Below are 18,340 nucleotides of genomic sequence, written 5' to 3'. Positions count from 1 at the left end.
TAACAATATCTATTATTGCCGATATATTTTTTCGTACAAATTGTCGTATTTTTCCCTGATAACACTTCGCTTCATTTTCATGGTAGGAGTAAGGTGACCATCATCAATAGTCCAAGCTTCGGAAGTCAACTCGAAACGTTTTATCTGCTCCCATTTTCCGAAATTCTTGTTGTATTTATCAACTTCCTTTTGTATGCGTTTAATCACTTTTTTTGATGTTGCAATTTCTTGTTCGGAAGTGCCAATGTCATGATTTTTGTGTTCTATCCAATCTCTAATGAATTCAAAATTAGGTTGGATAATAGCTCCTGGCATTTTTTCACCTTCTCCAACCACCATTACTTGTTCGATAAACAAAGATTGCTTTAAGTCATTTTCCAATAATGTAGGAATGATATATTTACCACCAGAGGTTTTAAACATTTCTTTTTTACGTCCTGTGATTTTCAGGAAACCATTTTTGTCTATAATACCTTTGTCGCCAGTATGGAAATAATCTCCTGTCATTACACTGGCTGTTTTTTCTTGGTCTTTGTAATAACCTAGCATCACATTTGGACCCTTAATTAGAATTTCGCCATCTTCTGCAATTTTAACCTCAACATTATCTATAGGTTTACCGACTGTTCCAACTTTGTAATGGTGATCTCTATACATTCCTACCGAGACCACGGGTGAGGTCTCAGTAAGCCCATAACCTTCCATAACTTGCATTTGGCCTGCACAAAAAACCCTAGATAATCTAGGTTGTAAGGCTGCACTACCAGAAACCATAGTTTTTAATTCTCCGCCTAGCGCTTCTCGCCACTTGCTAAATATAAGCTTGTTAGCGATGCTCAATTTAAATTCGTACCAAGAACCATTTGCTCTGTAGGGTTCCCATTTTTCGCCCAGTTCTACTGCCCAGTAAAATAGTTTCTGTTTTATTCCGGATAATTCATCAGCTTTAAGCATTATTTTATCAAAAACTTTTTCGAGAAGTCGTGGTACCACACTCATTAAATGTGGTTTTATTTCCTTGGCATTATCACCTATTTTATCCAAGCCTTCGGCAAAGTAAACACTTGTGCCTGCATACTGATATATATAGATAAGAACGCGCTCAAAAATATGGCAAATAGGTAAGAAGCTGAGAACTCTTGTTTCCCCATCAATTGGTGGCAATCGTTTTGACGCGTCTAGAGCATTACTCGTAATATTCCAATGCGACAACATAACCCCTTTAGGCTTACCTGTTGTACCAGAGGTGTATATTATCGTTGCTAAATCGTTAGGTTGTACAGCGTCCTTTCTAGCTTCAACTTCGTTTTGGTTGCTCTCATCTTTACCCAATTCAAGTAATTCAGAATAATGCTTACATCCATCAATATGGTCAAAGGAATAAACATCTTTCAATTTAGTATTGTCTTGTACCTTTTTTATTTTTTCCAAGACTTCTTCATCAGAAACGAAGCAGTAAATGGATTCACTGTGATTTAATACATATTCATAATCTTCTGCTGAAATCGTTGGATAAATAGGTATGTTCTGTGCACCGACCTGAAGCACACCAATATCCATAATATTCCACTCGGTTCGGTTCGTCGAGGATATCACAGCAATTTTGTCGTCTTTCTTTACGCCCATTTTTATCAGTGCACGGCTTACAGCATTGGCTTTATCAATATATTCTTGGGTTGATATTGGTGTCCATTCACCATTGTATTTAGTCACTAAGGCCTTAGCGTTTGGCTTATGTTGCAGTTGATAGTAAGGGAAATCAAAGAGGCGTTTAACGTCTGTCATAATTTAGAATATGCAAAAAATTAATAGGGATTTTTACGAAAATAAGAAATTTAGGTCGAATTTTTTTACCCTCTGTTAATTAATAAGATGAAATAGAATATTTTAAGATTTATTTTGCTTTTTAAAGAAATATAAAAAGGGCTTTATCGAATAAAGCCCTTTGAAATTGTGATACTTTTCACCCTAACAACTAATAAAATTTAAGTCACAATCCTAAGTGATTAATCAATATTATTAGCAAAAAAGTATCACGGTAAAAATAATAATAATTTATGATTAGTTGGTTGAATCTCAGCTATAAAGATTTCTAACCGCACCAATTCTTTTTTTAAAAGCTTAAGAAATGAAAAAATTATAATTTAAATAAATCCTGTAGTGCCTTAACTCAAACGTTTTCGCTAGCTATCCCTTTAATGACAAGGGGTTTTAAAAAGCAAAACATGATAAAAATCAGCATTAATGATTTATTTCATATCTAATTTTGTATTACAGAAAAGACAATTTTTAGATATAAATATTTATAGTAATCATGGAAGTAAAACAATTTTTAGAGGGTCTTTGGACTAAATCGATAAATGTAAGAAGTTTTGTGTTCAACAATATCACCCCATACCATGGCTCAAGTGAGTTTTTGGTTGGACCGACTGAGGCTACTAAGGCTTTATGGAAAACTTGTTTGGAGGCTATGGAAGAAGAACGAGCCAGAGATGGTGTACGTAGTTTAGACACAGATACCATATCTACTGTTGAGGCCTTTGACGCTGGATATATTGATAAAGAAAAAGAAGTTATTGTCGGACTTCAAACCGATGAGCTTTTAAAACGTGCCATGAAACCTTTTGGAGGTTTTAAGGTGGTTCAAAAAGCACTATCAGAACACGGTAAAGCGCCAAATGAAAAGTTAACTGAATTGTTTTCTAAGTATGTAAAGACCCATAATGATGGGGTATTTGATGCCTATAATGCTGAAATTAAAAAATACCGTTCTTTGGGAATTCTTACAGGCTTACCAGATAATTATGCCAGAGGACGTATTATTGGAGATTACAGACGGGTTGCACTTTATGGAATAAACTTTTTAATTGAGCAAAAGCAAAAAGATTTAGAGTCTATAACAGGTCCATTTACGGATGATGTTATTCGACTTCGAGAAGAAGTTTCGGAGCAGATTAAGGCATTAAAGGCCATGATAGTTCTTGGTCAAAAATATGACCTTGATTTAACTCGACCTGCTGAGAATGCAAAAGAAGCAGTTCAGTGGACTTACATGGCTTATCTAGCAGCTGTTAAGGAACAAGATGGTGCAGCTATGTCCTTAGGTAATGTATCAACGTTCTTGGATATTTATATCGAACAGGATTTACAAGATGGGACAATCACAGAATCTGAAGCTCAAGAGTACATCGATCAATTTGTGATGAAATTGCGACTAGTACGTCATTTAAGAATGAAGGCCTATGACGAAATATTTGCAGGTGATCCAACATGGGTAACAGAGGCCATAGGTGGTATGTTCACTGATGGTAGAACAAAAGTGACAAAAACCTCTTTCAGATTCTTAAATACCTTATATAATTTAGGCCCATCACCAGAGCCTAATATGACAGTGTTGTGGGCAGAAGATTTGCCCGAAAACTTTAAGAAGTTCTGTGCTAAAGTAGCTATTGAAACCTCATCTCTTCAGTTCGAAAATGATAGACTGATGCGAGATGTACGTTATAGTGATGATTACGGAATAGCATGTTGTGTGTCACATCAGGATTTAGGAAAATCTATTCAGTTCTTTGGAGCACGTACCAACTTAGCTAAAACATTATTATTAGCATTAAATGGAGGCCGTTGTGAGTTGACGGGAACCCAAATTTTTGATGGTGTACCTGAAGATAAGGATGAATATCTGGATTTTGATAAAGTTATGGTTAACTTCAAAATTGCCATGCAAGAAATTGCTAGGGTATATAGTGATTCTATGAATATCATTCACTATATGCACGATAAATACTATTACGAAAAAGCCCAAATGGCATTAATTGATACTAATCCTCATATCAATATTGCTTATGGTATTGCTGGTTTATCGATAGTTGCCGATTCACTTTCTGCTATAAAATATGCCAAAGTCAAACCAATTAGAAATGAACAAGGCCTAACCATAGATTTTGAAATTGAAGGCGATTTCCCTAAATATGGCAATGATGATGATAGAGTCGATACCTTAGCAGCACAGGCAGTAGCGGATTTCAATAATGAATTAAAGCAATTCCCAATTTATAAAAATGCAGAGCCAAGTTTATCTGTACTGACCATTACATCTAACGTGGTATATGGTAAAAAGACTGGTGCAACACCAGATGGACGTGCTTTGGGTGTGCCATTTGCACCTGGTGCTAATCCAATGCATGGCCGTGATGAAATGGGTGCGATTGCATCATTAAATTCCGTTGCAAAAATTAATTATGAAGATGCCCAAGACGGTATATCTAACACCTTTTCAATTGTACCTAAATCGCTAGGTGCTGATGTAGAAACACGTGTTGAAAATCTAACGGCAATATTAGATGGCTATTTTTCAAATAATGCGCAACATGTTAATATCAATGTCTTGGATAAGGAAACACTTCTTGACGCGATGGAGCGCCCAGAAGAATATCCTCAGCTTACAATTAGAGTTTCTGGATATGCTGTAAACTTTGTAAGATTGACAAGAGAACAACAATTGGAAGTGATTTCGAGGTCCTTCCATGAATCCATGTAATTAGTCAGTAAAAAAGCACCTAGACACTAAATTTTAGGTGCTTTTTTATATCAATCAAAATATGAAAATCATAAAACGTTTAGTACTATTAATGCTCTTTCTTTTTGCTTGCAAAGGCAAGACTGAACAAAATGGAGCTCCCCATCCAATTATAAGTTATCTAGAAACTAATAGAGTAGCCCCAACCACTTATGTTATCAATAAGTTCAATGACCATGATGTCATCTTTATTGGAGAAAACCACTGGATAAAACAACAAGTCGAATTTGTAAAGGATTTAATTCCTGTATTATACGAAAATGGAATCTACAATTTAGGTACCGAATTTTTAAACTATGAGGATACCGAAACAGCAAACCAATTGATTACTGCTGAGACCTTTGATGACAAACTCGCAGAAGAGATTGCCTTTAATTCAGATTGGGGTTGGGGCTACAAGGAATATATAGATGTCTATAAAAAAGCTTGGGAGCTCAATAAAAATCTGCCAAATGATGCAAAACGATTTAAAATATTTGGTATTCAAGAAGTGATGGATTTTAGTTATGTTCAAAAGGAAGAAGACTTTCAAAACCCAGAAATAATGTCTAAGGTTTTTGCTGGGAGCTATGAGTTTGATGAAGATGAAGGTTATTCTGCTCATGCCATTCAAACCGAAGTCTTAGATAAGGGAGAAAAGGCTCTCATTCATTCTGGTATTCATCATGCATTTACATCCTATTACCAGCCCAGATTTAATGCTGCAACCAAAAGTTTTGGTGGAGTATATGAAAAGGAACGTATGGGTAACCTAGTTAAGAATAAAATTGGTGACAAAACCATGACGATTTTTTTACACGGATCTTGGGGTTCGGAAGACGATACAGAGGAAGTATTTCCTGTCGAGGGCGTTTTGGATAGGCTATTTTCAATTGAAGACTATCAAAAATATATGCCATTTGGGGTGGATACTGAGAACACACCTTTTGGGGATTTAGCAGGTGAGAATTCAAAATATAAATATGGATATCCCAATTTTAGTTTGAAGGACTTTTGTGATGGCTATATCTTTTTTACTCCAATAAGTGATTATGAAGTTGTTACACAAATTTCCGATTTCATTAAGCCTGAACAAGTAGATTATATCAAAGGACAGGAATTTGAGTATCGAGACAAAGACCTTACCGCCAAAGATTTAAATGATACCATAAGGATATGGCTGGAAAAAGGACAAGAGAAATTAAACAATATCAAATATTAAAATACTGAATCATCAAAACGGCGGAAAACATATTAAATGTTCACTCTATTGAGACCTTTGGCACTCACGATGGGCCTGGAGTTCGGTGTGTGGTTTTTTTGCAGGGCTGTAAATTAAAGTGTTTGTATTGCCATAATCCCGATACTATAGCTATGGATGGTGGAAAACCATATACAGTTGATGAATTATTTAACATCATCATAAAATCCAAACCTTATTTTGGCAAACATGGCGGGGTGACGATTTCTGGTGGCGAACCTTTGCTGCAAGCCAAAGCATTAATTCCACTATTCAAAAAATTAAAGGCTGAAGGCATCCATACGGCTTTAGATACTAATGGTCGTATCCTAAATAATTTCGCCAAGGAGTTGATGGATGATTATACTGATTTGGTGATGTTAGATATTAAATCCATGAGCGAGGAAGGCTACCAACAAATTACAGGACAGAAAAACAAGGAAACCACCTTTAATGTATCTACCCATAGGGAAGCTTCGGGCAAACCAATGTGGTTGCGTTATGTATTGATTCCGGGACTCACCGATGCACCAGAATTATTGCATACCATGGGCGAGTACTTTAAAAGCTACAAAACCATCGAAAAACTTGAGATTCAGCCTTATCATAAATTGGGTGTCCATAAGTGGGAAGCCTTAGGATGGGACTATAAACTAAAGGATGCACGCGAAAATACAGAAGCTGAACTGCAACAAGCATCTACTTTATTACTAGCCTATTTTAAACAGGTTAGTATCAATTAACTCGAAACCAGTCAATCTTATAAGTCGTATGAAGAGCTATAAAGAACAGCATCAACCAGCATCAGCATTCAAAAATCGTTCTGAGTATTTAGAGCATGAACTCAAAATCATGAAACCAAGACGGTATAAACTTAATTTACCTGGTCGCGATTTTAGGTTCGAGTGGGAAGATTTGGTACCAGCCTTTGCAGGAACTATAGGTATTATTGCGATGTATTCCTCAGTTATGTTGGCTTGGGCAGAAGGTTTAACTGAAGCTTGGGACCATATTACACTCGGTAAAGCCTTTGCTATAGAAGTGTCTCGTGTGGAAATGCTCATCCCTGCATTACTCTTTGTAATTTTAGCTTCAGGTTTTTTTAACCCTAGAGCTAACTTAGCTGGTAACCATGGCCCTATGATTCCGTTGATTGCCAGTATTGCTCTTGCAGGTGCACATCCTCTGGCATTAGCCATTTTGATAGGTGTTTTTGGCTTATTGTTGAGTTATTTTAAAGGAGGCTCGCGCTTAGTGGATTTAACCAGTAAAGGTGTAGCAGGTGGTTTACTCATTTTTTTGGGATTTACAGGAGCGTTTAGTCAAATAAAAACGTTGCAGTCTTGGTCAATGGGTTTGCAATCCGAAATCATTGAAGCCGGTTCATTAGGTTATTTGGGTTTTATCATCTTGGTATCTACAGTCATTTTATACAGTTATTTGGCGCGTATTGATAAGCGTTGGTTGGCCATTCCAACTTGTGCTATTTTAGCTTTGGTCATTGCACTAATTGGTGGTTCTGGTTTTGATCTCCAATTTACTACCGAAATGGGCTTGCCTAATCTCAATCCTTTCTATTGGTGGGGAAGTACTGAAGAAGGTTGGATGTTAGGTTTGCCAAATATGCAACATTTTATTGCTTCGTTGCCGTTTGCTATTTTGGCGGTATCTATGTGGTCGCCAGATTTTTTGGGGCATCGTATTTTTCAGGAAATGAATTATCCAAAAGGTTCAGAAAAAGTATTAATGGACGTAGACGACACCATGACCATGTGCTCTTTTAGGCAAATGGTAGGTACAGCCGTCGGTGGTGGAAATATCACCTCGTCTTGGGGTACCTACATGATTCCTGCGGCTATTGCCAAACGACCAATTCCAGCAGGTGCAATTTTATTAGGACTATTAGTTATGGCTATTGCAATCATAGGAAGCCCAATGGATGTTGCCGTTTGGCCGCCTGTAACTACTACAGCCTTACTGGTTGGCGTATTTTTACCTTTAGTTGAAGCTGGTATCCAAATGGTCAAGGAAAGTGCAGCCGCTCAAGCAGCCGGGATTTGTATTTTTATGGCCATGGTCACAAACCCTGTATTGGCTTGGGCCTTAGCCATGTTCTTGGATAATAATGGCCTAATAGGAGATAGGGAACGTCCTAAAACATTGTCATTTGTAGATAAAGTAATCATACCTTTAGGTATTCTCTTTATCTGTCTGATTGCAGTTTTTGCTGTTGGTATGCTCAAAGGCACATACGGAATCGATGCCTTTTTATAAAATGAATTGTTGAAGATGGAGCTAAAAAACACAAAAAACAGATGGTTAATGGTATTGAGTGCTATCGCTATTCATATATCCATAGGCTCGGTATATGCCTTTTCAGTGATTACTGATCCCGTAAAAAGCATATTTAATGTAGATGCTTCAGTGGTAAAATGGGCGTTTCAAATTACCATACTAGTTATGGGCTTTTCAGCAGCTTTTCTTGGGCAATGGGTCACTAAAATAGGGCCAAAAAAAAGCACCACTATTGCAGGTATCTGTTATGGTCTAGGCATTTTAGGTACAGGATTGGCCTTACAGTTGCAATCTCTGGTTTTATTTTATATCGCTTACGGTCTTATCGCGGGCATAGGATTAGGTGTTGGTTACATTACACCAGTTAGTGTCTTAGTAAAATGGTTTCCTGATAGACGCGGTTTAGCAGTAGGAATTGTCATCATGGCTTTTGGATTGGCATCTATGGTATTTGGTCCTTTGATGCAATATTTATTTGAAACTATTGGTGTGACTTCAACATTTTATAGTTTAGGTGTCATTTATACGTTAATGATTCTTTTGGCTGCATCCTACATTGAAAACCCACCTGATGGGTATCGTCCTAAAGGATTCAAACCAGTCAAGACAAAATCAACAACTTCCCATTCTATAGATTTTACAGTTAAACAAGCCTTAAAGTCTAAGCGTTTTTATTATATCTGGATTATGATGTTTATCAATATTACTTGTGGTATTGCCCTGATTGCAGAAGCCAGCCAGATTTCACAATTCCAATTGAGCTATACACCCATGCAAGCTGCTGGCGTTGTTGGTTTAATAGGTGCATTTAATGGTTTAGGGCGAATTTTTTGGTCAGCATTTTCAGATTTCTTTGGGAGACCAATCACCTTTATCATTTTCTTTTTGATACAAATGATAGCGTTTTTCTTTTTGGCTCAAATCGGCCAAGAATTTTTGTTCTTAGGCGTTCTGATGCTCATCATAACTATATATGGTGGTGCTTTTGCAACACTTCCAGCGTTTTTAAGTGATTTATTCGGAACTAAACAACTTGGAACCATCCTTGGCGTGGTTTTGATTTCAAAAGGATTTGCAGGTTTGCTTGGTCCAGCCATTTATGATTATGTAAAGACAATGACTGGCTCATTGGATATCACTTTAAAGGTATTTTCTGGCTTATTTGTCTTAGCATTTTTAATTGCTCTAGTCATGCAGTTTTCAGTTAAAAAATCCCAAAAGCAGGTCCAGAGCAAAACAGCCTAATGTATAAAATCTACTATTCGCATTTCAGGCTTTTAAAAATTGAAATTTTAAGAAAAAATTAATGCATTTTTAATCAAAAAAACTCCTATTAGCTGACAATTGTCAGCTAATTTCTTGGTGTTTGAAAGTATCTTTATACTATGTTATTACAACATTACTTCACACGGAATAAGAATCATAAATACATATTAAAATGGAAGTACTCGAAGAGTTGAAAACTCGAGTTTACAGGTTTGGAAACAAAACTGCAGACGGAAACAGCAAAATGCGAAATTTACTAGGAGGTAAAGGGGCCAATTTGGCCGAAATGAGTTCCTTAGGAATTCCCGTACCACCAGGGTTTACAATAACGACCGAAGTTTGTACTGAATACAATACAATTGGTAGGGACGCTGTCATTGAACTCATTAAAGAAGAAGTAGAACAATCGATTGCCAACATAGAATCTGAAATGGGCACTACCTTTGGAGATAAGGATAACCCATTGTTGATATCTGTACGTTCTGGTGCACGAGTTTCAATGCCAGGTATGATGGATACGGTATTGAATTTAGGCCTCAATGATGAAGCAGTTCTAGGTTTGGCAAAGCGTGCCAAAAATGAAAAATTTGCGTGGGATTCATACCGCAGATTTATTCAAATGTATGGCGGCGTCGTTTTAGGGATGAAACCAGAATCTAAAGATGATATCGATCCATTTGAGGAAATCATGGAACATCTTAAGCATAAGCGTAGCATAGAACTAGATACTGAATTTACTATTCAAGATTTACAAGATTTAGTTTATGACTTTAAGGACGCTATTAAAAAACGTACAGGACAAGATTTCCCAACAGATCCTTGGGATCAACTCTGGGGCGCAATAATCGCCGTTTTTAATAGTTGGAATGGAGACAGAGCGGTTTACTATCGTAATATGCACGGCTATCCTGCAGATTGGGGAACTGCTGTAAATGTTCAGGCTATGGTGTATGGTAACATGGGCGACAATTCTGGTACAGGTGTTTGCTTCACAAGAGATGCAGGTACAGGTGAAAATGTCTTCAACGGCGAATACCTAATCAATGCACAAGGTGAAGATGTTGTAGCTGGAGTTCGTACACCGCAACAGATTACCAAATTGGGATCCAAACGCTGGGCAGAACTAGCTAAAATTGAAGAAAACGATCGACTAAAGGAATATCCATCTTTGGAAGAGTTAATGCCATCTATTTTTGATGAGTTAAACCGCTATCAGGATATACTAGAGAAGCACTATCGCGATATGCAAGATATGGAGTTTACCATCCAAAATGGGAAACTGTGGATTTTGCAAACAAGAAACGGTAAGCGTACTGGTGCGGCCATGGTGAAGATAGCCATGGACTTACTCAAGGAAGGCATGATTAACGAAAAAGAAGCTTTGTTAATGATGGAGCCCAACAAACTTGATGAATTATTACACCCTATTTTTGAACCTAATGCTTTAAAACGGGCTAATACTATTGCCCAAGGATTACCTGCATCACCAGGTGCTGCAACAGGTAAAATCGTCTTCTTTGCTGATGATGCGGATAAATATCGAAATACCATATTAGTACGTATGGAAACATCACCTGAAGATTTAAAAGGCATGAACATTGCCAAAGGTATTCTCACCGCTCGCGGTGGTATGACATCCCATGCTGCTGTGGTGGCTCGTGGTATGGGTAAATGTTGTATTTCTGGTGCAGGTGCGCTTAAAATCAATTATAAAAATAGAACTTTAACTGTCGACGGTAATGTGTACCATGATGGTGATTGGATTTCATTGAACGGTTCTACAGGTAATATTATTGAGGGTAAGGTAGAGACAATGGAGCCAACATTAGGTGGTGATTTTGCTGAAGTAATGACATTGTCGGATAAGTATCGCAAGATGAAAGTACGTACTAATGCAGATACACCTAGAGATGCCAAAACAGCACGAAACTTTGGTGCAGAAGGTATAGGCTTAACAAGAACGGAACACATGTTCTTTGAACTTGATAGAATTAAGGCTATGCGCGAAATGATTTTGGCTGATACTGTTAAAGAACGCAAGCAAGCCTTAGAAGAGTTGTTGCCTATGCAAAGAGCAGATTTTGAAGGCATTTTTGAAGCCATGGATGGTATGTCCGTGACCATTAGGTTACTAGATCCACCGTTGCATGAGTTTGTGCCTCACCAATTGGCTACACAAAAAGAATTGGCAGAAGATATGCACATTTCATTACAGGCGGTTAAAAACAAAGTTGCCGAATTAGAAGAATTCAACCCAATGTTAGGTCATAGAGGTTGTCGTCTAGGAAACACCTATCCTGAAATTACTGCAATGCAAACACGGGCTATCATTGAAGCAGCCCTTAATTTGAAAGAACGTGGTATTGTTTGTAAACCAGAAATCATGATTCCTTTAGTGGGAACAGTTCGGGAGTTTGAGGTTCAGGATACCATTATTAGAGAAACGGCCGAAACTATTTTTAAAGAACGGAATGACCATATTGACTTCTTGGTGGGTACAATGATTGAAGTGCCAAGAGCAGCATTAATGGCAGACCTCATTGCTGAGAAAGCGGATTTCTTTTCATTCGGGACAAATGACTTAACACAAATGACCTTTGGTTACTCTCGTGATGATGCGAGTAAATTCCTTCCAATCTACATTGAGAAGGGTATCCTTAAAAATGACCCATTCGAAGTGATTGATGAAGAAGGTGTTGGACAATTGGTTAAAATTGGAACACAACGTGGACGAAGTACAAAACCAAACCTAAAAGTAGGTATTTGTGGTGAACACGGTGGAGAACCTGCATCTGTTGAGTTCTGTTACAATACAGGAATCGATTATGTGAGTTGTTCCCCATATCGAATACCTATTGCGAGATTGGTCGCTGCCCAAGCGGCTATAAAAACTACCATTTAATAGGTTAGTGATTCAAGAAAGCCTGAAGTTTAACTTCAGGCTTTCTTTATTTAAGTTGATTACCCATGCAAAAAACTGATAATCAAATTTAATCATGTGTTATTAAGATAGGAATAGGACTATTAAATGTTTGCTTCAGGGTGACGCTACCACTAAATAATCTATCAAAAAAGTCTTTTTTTGTTCTAACTAAGCATAACAAATCAGTATCCTGATTTTGTACATGGACATTAAGTTGTTGATTTAAGTCGCCATTACCATCTTTGTGGGTTAACTTTGGGTTCAAATCTTTTATGGGACTTAAGATTACTTCAAAATCTGGGCTGCTATTTTCAGAAATATGAAGTACCTCTAATTGACTTTTATGTAATGTCAATACCTTTCGTAATGGTAGGGTAGATGTTTCTGAAAGAGCATTGTCTCCTACTGCAAATACAACTTGTTTTAAATCCTTAAAGTTATAATCAAGTGGTACAACAATAACTGGCGCAGAGGTTTTTGATACCACACCACCTGCAACGCTTCCCATAAATACTTCTTTCAAACCGCTGACACCTTTGGTGCCCATGACAATGAAATCGTAAATGCCCGAATTACCTAGTTCAGATATTGTGGAGATTGCATAGTTTTTGGCTAATTTTGTTTTAAAGCTTACCGATGGTGCTTCCGCCTCCATCTCCTTTACCAAAGCGCTCATTTGGTTTTCAGCCTCTTTAATTAAAATGCTGTCAATTGATTTCATCATCAATGCTGTGGACTGCGCACCATATATATGTAAAATGGTAATTTCCAATTCTATGCCTCTAAATAAGCTTGTGGCATATTTTAGCGCATTTTTTGAGGTATTCGAAAAATCTACGGGAACAAGGATTTTATACATTGTTAAATTGATATTTAGTTAAAAAGTGCATTTAAGATAACAAATATTATCAAAGTTATCAATTAATAATTACTGTGTATTTTCTAAAAGTAAATATCAAGTTAAGATATTAAAATAAACATGAGATATGTCATTTAATTTTTTTGAGATTTCATTAATTTTGACTAGATTCAAGATATCTTAAAAAGTCAAATTTAAAAGCTATCTTGATTATAATAAATCTTTAAAACCGTTAGAATAAATTATATGAAAATACTTGACAAAATCCTTTTTGCAGAAGATTTTGCATCAACATCGGAAAATCTAGAATCAGTTGCCATTTCCCTGGCTAAAACTTTTAAGTCAACCATAATACCTATGCATGTACTGCCAGATGACATCGTTAATTCGAAAGTCAAGGCTTTATTGGATGATACAGCATTAAACCGACTAAATGCAACCTCAGAGGCCATAAAAGCTGAAGGAGTTAATGTTGAATCACCACTAATCAAATATGGTGTAGCCCATGATCAAATCGTAATGGCAGCTTCTGCGACTAATGCCAACATGATTTTGGTAGGTTCGGGTGAAAATAAAGCTAAGGAGAAGTTTAAATTGGGTACCACCACTGAGCGGATTATTCAAAATAGTGAAAAACCTGTTTTGGTCATTAAGGAGGACGATACTTTAAATGTCAAAACTATTCTTTGTCCGGTTGATTTTTCAGACCCATCAAAGCGTGCCTTAAACAATGCTATTATTATCGCTAGACGTTTCGAAGCGCACCTTATTATTTTGAGTGTGTCTGAAGAAGAAACGTCTTCGTGGTTTAGTTCTAAAGAAGACCTACAAAAAGAAAATGCAGAACGTTTTGAAAAACACAAAAAAGATTTTGACAAGTTTTTAGAGCAGTTTAAGCTTGAAAATTTAAACTGGTCTAAAATGGAAAGATCAGGTGATGCAGCACAAGAAATATTGAATACCATTACCATAGATAATGTGGATCTACTCATAATGGGAACAGCAGGCCGTACGGGTTTAAATCGTTTGGTAGTAGGTAGTGTTACCGAAAAAGTCATTCGCGAGGTGCCATGTTCATTCCTAACTCTCAAATCTCAAGATGTGATTAGCCTACACTTAGAAACGGATATCAAAGACTTTGAAACTTTATTTGCTGCTGGAGAGCAACTTGAGAAAGACGGTTTTCTTGAAGAAGCTATTGAGCAATATAAAGCTAGTTTAGGTATAAATATTATGCATGTACCAGCGTATAGTGCTATTGCTAATCTATTTGATAAACTAAATGAACCAGAAAAAGCGGCGTTGTACAGAAAAAGTGCTAATGAAATTAAGGAGCGTATATGGTACAGCAAAGTTGAGAAGGAAGTCCGTAAGTTGAGGGGTAGCTAGTGGTACATATAAAACAAGAAGGTCTGTTGCCAGTTTAAGTGTCCCAACATCAAATATTGGGATGCACCAAGAATATGGATTTAATAAAAAATTGTAAAAAGAAAAATAAACGCAAAACACTTGGAAAAAGCAAAAGGTAAAGTTGTTAGTGTTAATGAATCCTTAGTAGGTGTTGAAAACACTCAAGGTTCAGTAATGAACGGCGAAGTAGCGTATATCATCCTAGAAGATGGAAAGCGATTAAAATCAGAGGTTATTGATGTAAAACCAGGTAAGCTGGTCTATCTTCAAGTGTTTGAAGATACATCATGGATGCGAATTGGTGATGCAGTAGAATTTACAGGCTTGCCCTTATCTGTAAAATTAGGGCCAGGTATTTTGGGTATGGTAACTGATGGTCTTCAAAATCCACTTTACGAACTCGCAAAAGAAGAGTGGTTTTTGGAACGTGGAATGGTCGTTGAACCTTTAGATAATAATGTCAAGTGGCATTTTACACCTAAAGTCAAAATTGGCGATACCGTAACAGGAAGTTCCACTTTAGGTTCGGTTCCTGAAAAACTATTTACACACAAAATATTTGTCCCGTTTTCGCTAAAAGGTGACTATACCATTGATTCCATTGTTGAAGAAGGTGATTACACTATAACGGATACTATAGCCACGATAAAGGACGATTCAGGAGATACAATCAAGTTAACCATGACTTTTGATTGGCCTGTAAAACAATCGATGCCATTTCATCAGCGTTCTGTTCCTACGGAAACCTTACCAACAGGGATGCGTATTCTAGATGCACTTTTTCCAATAGCCTATGGCGGTACGGCATGTAGTCCAGGACCTTTTGGCGCAGGAAAAACGGTATTGCAGCACAGTATTGCCAAACATTCTAGAGCAGATGTAGTGATTATAGCTGCTTGCGGCGAACGTGCAGGTGAAGCAGTGGAAGTATTCAAGGATTTTCCAGAGCTTACCGACCCAAGGACTGGGAAGTCTCTAATGGATAGAACCTACATCGTTGGAAATACATCGTCCATGCCAGTGGCAGCCCGTGAGGCCTCAGTATATTTGGCGACAGCCGTTGGTGAATATTACCGTAAACAAGGATTAGATGTGTTAATTTTAGCAGATTCAACATCACGTTGGGCGCAAGCACTTCGTGAAACTTCAGGTAGAAAAGAGGAAATTCCTGGACCAGAAGCCTTTCCAATGTATATTTCAACATTGATTTCAGCATTTTATGATAGGGCAGGTGTGGAGATTTTACCAGACGGTACCAAAAGTTCATTGAGTATTATAGGCACGGTTTCCCCAGCAGGTGGAAATTTCGATGAACCTGTGACCCAAGCCACATTACTAAGTACAGGTGCTTTTTTAGGGTTGTCTAGGGAACTATCAGATGCTAGAAAATATCCTGCTATCGACCGTATAGATAGTAGCTCAAAATATCCGTCACTCATTACAGAAAAAGAAGTGCAGTTTTTAAAAGAGTTGCTACGTGAAGGTAAGACCATAGCCTCTAATTTGTTGCTTATGGGCGAACGTGGTATTGCTAACGATGCCTATATCACTTATCAAAAATCCGAATTGTTAGATGCGGTGTTTCTTCAGCAAAACAGTTTTCATCCTATCGATGGCGTAACCAATCCTGAACGTTTGCGCATGATGTTCGATATGATAAAACATATTATCGATGCGCCTTTTCATATTGATACCAAGGATGATATTCGCTCGCATTTCAACTTTTTGCGTCAGGCCTTTATCGATTGGAATAACTTAAAACTTGATGACCCCAAATTCGATGACCAAAAATCAAAAATTGTAAATCTGGTTAAACTTAAAGCGCATGCTAAGGAAAACGTATGAAAATATAGATAGTATTGGAAGAGCCATCTTAACGATTGAAGCTAAAGATGTACACAATAAAGAACTGGCTGAAGTCATTTATCCAGATGGTAAAAAGGCTTTCGCTCAAGTCATTGCCCTCAATGGCGACAAGGTAACTTTGCAACTTTTTGGCGGCGGTTTTGGAGTGTCTACCGATTGTAAGGTGCGTTTTTTGGGTCATCCTGTTCAAGTGGGTTTTTCAGATGATATGTTGGGTCGTGTGTACGCAGGAAATGGTCAACCCATTGATGGTGGGCCACAGCTAACTTCAGATATGACACGTGTTGCAGGTCCATCCATTAATCCTGTAAAGCGCCTGATTCCAAAGAATATGATTCGTACCGGCGTACCGATGATTGATGTCTTTAATACCTTAGTGCGATCTCAAAAGATACCTATTTTCGCTAGAGCAGGCGAACCTTACAATCGACTTTTGGCCAATGTCGCCACACAAACCGATGCCGATGTCATTATCATTGGTGGTGTCGGACTCAAATATGACGAGTACCACTATTTTAAGGAGCGTATTGAAGAAGCAGGAAGTAAGAGTAAAACCATTATGTTTATCCATACCCATCGTGATTCAATCGTTGAAGGTTTGATGGTGCCAGATTTAGCTCTTGCTGTTGGTGAGCGCTTTGCATTACAAGGCAAAAATGTCTTTGTCTTGTTGTCCGATATGACGCAATGGTCCGATTATCTGCGTCAGGTGGCTAATGCTCAAGACCAGATTCCTGCAAATCAGGGTTACCCTGGCGATTTATACTCGCAATTGGCAAGCCGTTACGAGAAAGCGGCAGATATTGAAGGCTCTGGTAGTTTAACTATTTTAGGAGTAACCACTATGGATGATGTAACACATCCAGTTCCAGACAATACAGGTTACATTACAGAGGGCCAATTTTTTATGAAAGATGGTTATTTGGAATTATTTGGGTCGTTAAGCCGTTTGAAACAACAGGTCAATGATAAAACTCGTGATGACCATCGTGGTATCATGAATGCCATGGCGCGTTTACTTTCCGAGGCGGAAGAGCGTGTTAAGGCACAAAAATTTGGTTCAGTGAAGGACGATTATTCGTTACGATTGTTAGATTATCGTAAAACCTTCCAACGTGAATTAATGGACCCATTTCGATATTTGGAGTTAGAGGATGCGTTGGATTTATGCTGGGACATTTTATCCAATCACTTTAAGAAAGAAGAAGCTGGATTATCATCCGAGCTAGTAGAAAAATATTGGCCCGAAAAAGGAAAGTTTAAGATTTTAAAAGCACAGTACGCATGAGTGAACAAACTTTAGATGGATTGATTGCCAAAGTAAAATCTGAGGCTATTGAAGCTTCAGAAAAAGAAGCCAAGCAAATCATTGATGACGCCAAGCAAAAAGCAAAACAGATAGTGTCTGAGGCAGAAACTGAAAAAGAAGCACTTCTTAATGATGCCCAAACTAAGGCTGAAGCGTTAGTGGATAAAGGCAAGGTTGCCTTAAATCAAGCGGCACGTGATGTCCAGATTTCAGTAAAAAATGACATTCAGAAATTATTCAAATCTATATTGGAGGACGAGGTGAAAGATGCCTTTACACCAGATTTGTACACTACTGTTATTTCTAAAGTTATGGACAGTTTAGGCAATAATGTCGCTATCGCCTTACCAGCCGACACCGAAGACCAATTGATAAAGGCGATTCAAAAGAAAGTAGCATTATCTGGGACAGCGCCTCAAATTATAAAGAAAGAACAATTGCTCTCTGGTCTTTCGGTAACAAAAACCGACGAAGGCTGGAGTTACGATATTACGGCCGAAGAAGTATCCGAGTTGTTGAGCCAACACCTAAGTCAGAAATGGGTAGAAGTATTAAAACTAAAATAAAATTTAAAGCATAATTATTTGAAGCTAATGTCACCTCGAGCGCAGTCG

Annotated in this window: 12 protein-coding genes; 10 read left to right on the top strand and 2 right to left on the bottom strand. The window is 37.6% G+C overall.

Annotated elements, in window-relative coordinates:
• Nucleotides 1-12 precede the first annotated feature (12 nt).
• Complete coding sequence (locus tag Q0992_RS16255; RefSeq protein ID WP_299526862.1) at nt 13-1,785, bottom strand: long-chain fatty acid--CoA ligase; 1,773 nt, start codon at nt 1,783-1,785, stop codon at nt 13-15.
• A 529-nt stretch (nt 1,786-2,314) separates the two neighbouring features.
• Here Q0992_RS16255 and pflB point away from each other — a divergent pair.
• The 6 genes from pflB (at nt 2,315) to ppdK (ending at nt 12,261) form a co-directional block, all read left to right on the top strand.
• Nucleotides 2,315-4,540, top strand: coding sequence for a formate C-acetyltransferase (gene pflB, locus Q0992_RS16250; RefSeq protein ID WP_299526861.1), 2,226 nt, complete (start codon nt 2,315-2,317; stop codon nt 4,538-4,540).
• Between the two features lie 61 nt (nt 4,541-4,601).
• Nucleotides 4,602-5,780 carry a hypothetical protein gene (locus tag Q0992_RS16245; RefSeq protein WP_299526859.1) on the top strand — a complete coding sequence of 393 codons (1,179 nt, stop codon included), beginning with the start codon at nt 4,602-4,604 and terminating at the stop codon, nt 5,778-5,780.
• Between the two features lie 8 nt (nt 5,781-5,788).
• Complete coding sequence (gene pflA, locus Q0992_RS16240) at nt 5,789-6,541, top strand: pyruvate formate-lyase-activating protein (RefSeq protein ID WP_367277978.1); 753 nt, start codon at nt 5,789-5,791, stop codon at nt 6,539-6,541.
• A gap of 28 nt (nt 6,542-6,569) precedes the next feature.
• Nucleotides 6,570-8,072 carry a DUF3360 family protein gene (locus tag Q0992_RS16235; protein WP_299526857.1) on the top strand — a complete coding sequence of 501 codons (1,503 nt, stop codon included), beginning with the start codon at nt 6,570-6,572 and terminating at the stop codon, nt 8,070-8,072.
• Nucleotides 8,073-8,087: 15 nt separating this feature from the next.
• The gene (locus Q0992_RS16230; RefSeq protein ID WP_299526855.1) at nt 8,088-9,338 is read left to right on the top strand and encodes an OFA family MFS transporter; all 1,251 of its coding nucleotides are present in this window, start codon (nt 8,088-8,090) and stop codon (nt 9,336-9,338) included.
• Nucleotides 9,339-9,531: 193 nt separating this feature from the next.
• A complete protein-coding gene (ppdK, locus tag Q0992_RS16225; RefSeq protein WP_299526853.1) occupies nt 9,532-12,261 on the top strand; it encodes a pyruvate, phosphate dikinase in 2,730 nt (909 codons plus the stop codon).
• Between the two features lie 88 nt (nt 12,262-12,349).
• Here the strand turns inward: ppdK and Q0992_RS16220 are convergent, their stop codons facing one another.
• The gene (locus tag Q0992_RS16220) at nt 12,350-13,141 is read right to left on the bottom strand and encodes a universal stress protein (RefSeq protein WP_299526851.1); all 792 of its coding nucleotides are present in this window, start codon (nt 13,139-13,141) and stop codon (nt 12,350-12,352) included.
• A 246-nt stretch (nt 13,142-13,387) separates the two neighbouring features.
• Here Q0992_RS16220 and Q0992_RS16215 point away from each other — a divergent pair, with 246 nt between their 5' ends.
• From Q0992_RS16215 to Q0992_RS16200, 4 genes are all read left to right on the top strand, one after another.
• Complete coding sequence (locus tag Q0992_RS16215; protein ID WP_299526849.1) at nt 13,388-14,530, top strand: universal stress protein; 1,143 nt, start codon at nt 13,388-13,390, stop codon at nt 14,528-14,530.
• Nucleotides 14,531-14,650: 120 nt separating this feature from the next.
• On the top strand, nt 14,651-16,396 hold the full coding sequence (locus Q0992_RS16210) for a V-type ATP synthase subunit A (RefSeq protein ID WP_299526847.1): 1,746 nt from the start codon (nt 14,651-14,653) through the stop codon (nt 16,394-16,396).
• Nucleotides 16,377-17,705 carry a V-type ATP synthase subunit B gene (locus Q0992_RS16205; protein ID WP_299526845.1) on the top strand — a complete coding sequence of 443 codons (1,329 nt, stop codon included), beginning with the start codon at nt 16,377-16,379 and terminating at the stop codon, nt 17,703-17,705. The genes Q0992_RS16210 and Q0992_RS16205 overlap by 20 nt, the downstream gene beginning before the upstream one ends.
• On the top strand, nt 17,702-18,292 hold the full coding sequence (locus Q0992_RS16200) for a hypothetical protein (RefSeq protein ID WP_299526843.1): 591 nt from the start codon (nt 17,702-17,704) through the stop codon (nt 18,290-18,292). Before Q0992_RS16205 ends, Q0992_RS16200 begins: the two co-directional genes overlap by 4 nt.
• The last annotated feature ends 48 nt before the right edge of the window (nt 18,293-18,340 follow it).

Source organism: Winogradskyella sp., from assembly GCF_028289625.1.
Lineage (GTDB): Bacteria > Bacteroidota > Bacteroidia > Flavobacteriales > Flavobacteriaceae > Winogradskyella.
Note: the sequence above shows the minus strand (reverse complement) of the source record. Positions and strands in the feature narration are given on the sequence as shown.

Bases quoted from the DNA above. Each gene is read 5' to 3' on its own strand.
- Q0992_RS16255 (WP_299526862.1), bottom strand. From the start codon at position 1,785: ATGACAGACGTTAAACGCCTCTTTGATTTCCCTTACTATCAACTGCAA.
- pflB (WP_299526861.1), top strand. From the start codon at position 2,315: ATGGAAGTAAAACAATTTTTAGAGGGTCTTTGGACTAAATCGATAAAT.
- Q0992_RS16245 (WP_299526859.1), top strand. From the start codon at position 4,602: ATGAAAATCATAAAACGTTTAGTACTATTAATGCTCTTTCTTTTTGCT.
- Q0992_RS16235 (WP_299526857.1), top strand. From the start codon at position 6,570: ATGAAGAGCTATAAAGAACAGCATCAACCAGCATCAGCATTCAAAAAT.
- Q0992_RS16230 (WP_299526855.1), top strand. From the start codon at position 8,088: ATGGAGCTAAAAAACACAAAAAACAGATGGTTAATGGTATTGAGTGCT.
- ppdK (WP_299526853.1), top strand. From the start codon at position 9,532: ATGGAAGTACTCGAAGAGTTGAAAACTCGAGTTTACAGGTTTGGAAAC.
- Q0992_RS16220 (WP_299526851.1), bottom strand. From the start codon at position 13,141: ATGTATAAAATCCTTGTTCCCGTAGATTTTTCGAATACCTCAAAAAAT.
- Q0992_RS16215 (WP_299526849.1), top strand. From the start codon at position 13,388: ATGAAAATACTTGACAAAATCCTTTTTGCAGAAGATTTTGCATCAACA.
- Q0992_RS16205 (WP_299526845.1), top strand. From the start codon at position 16,377: ATGCTAAGGAAAACGTATGAAAATATAGATAGTATTGGAAGAGCCATC.
- Q0992_RS16200 (WP_299526843.1), top strand. From the start codon at position 17,702: ATGAGTGAACAAACTTTAGATGGATTGATTGCCAAAGTAAAATCTGAG.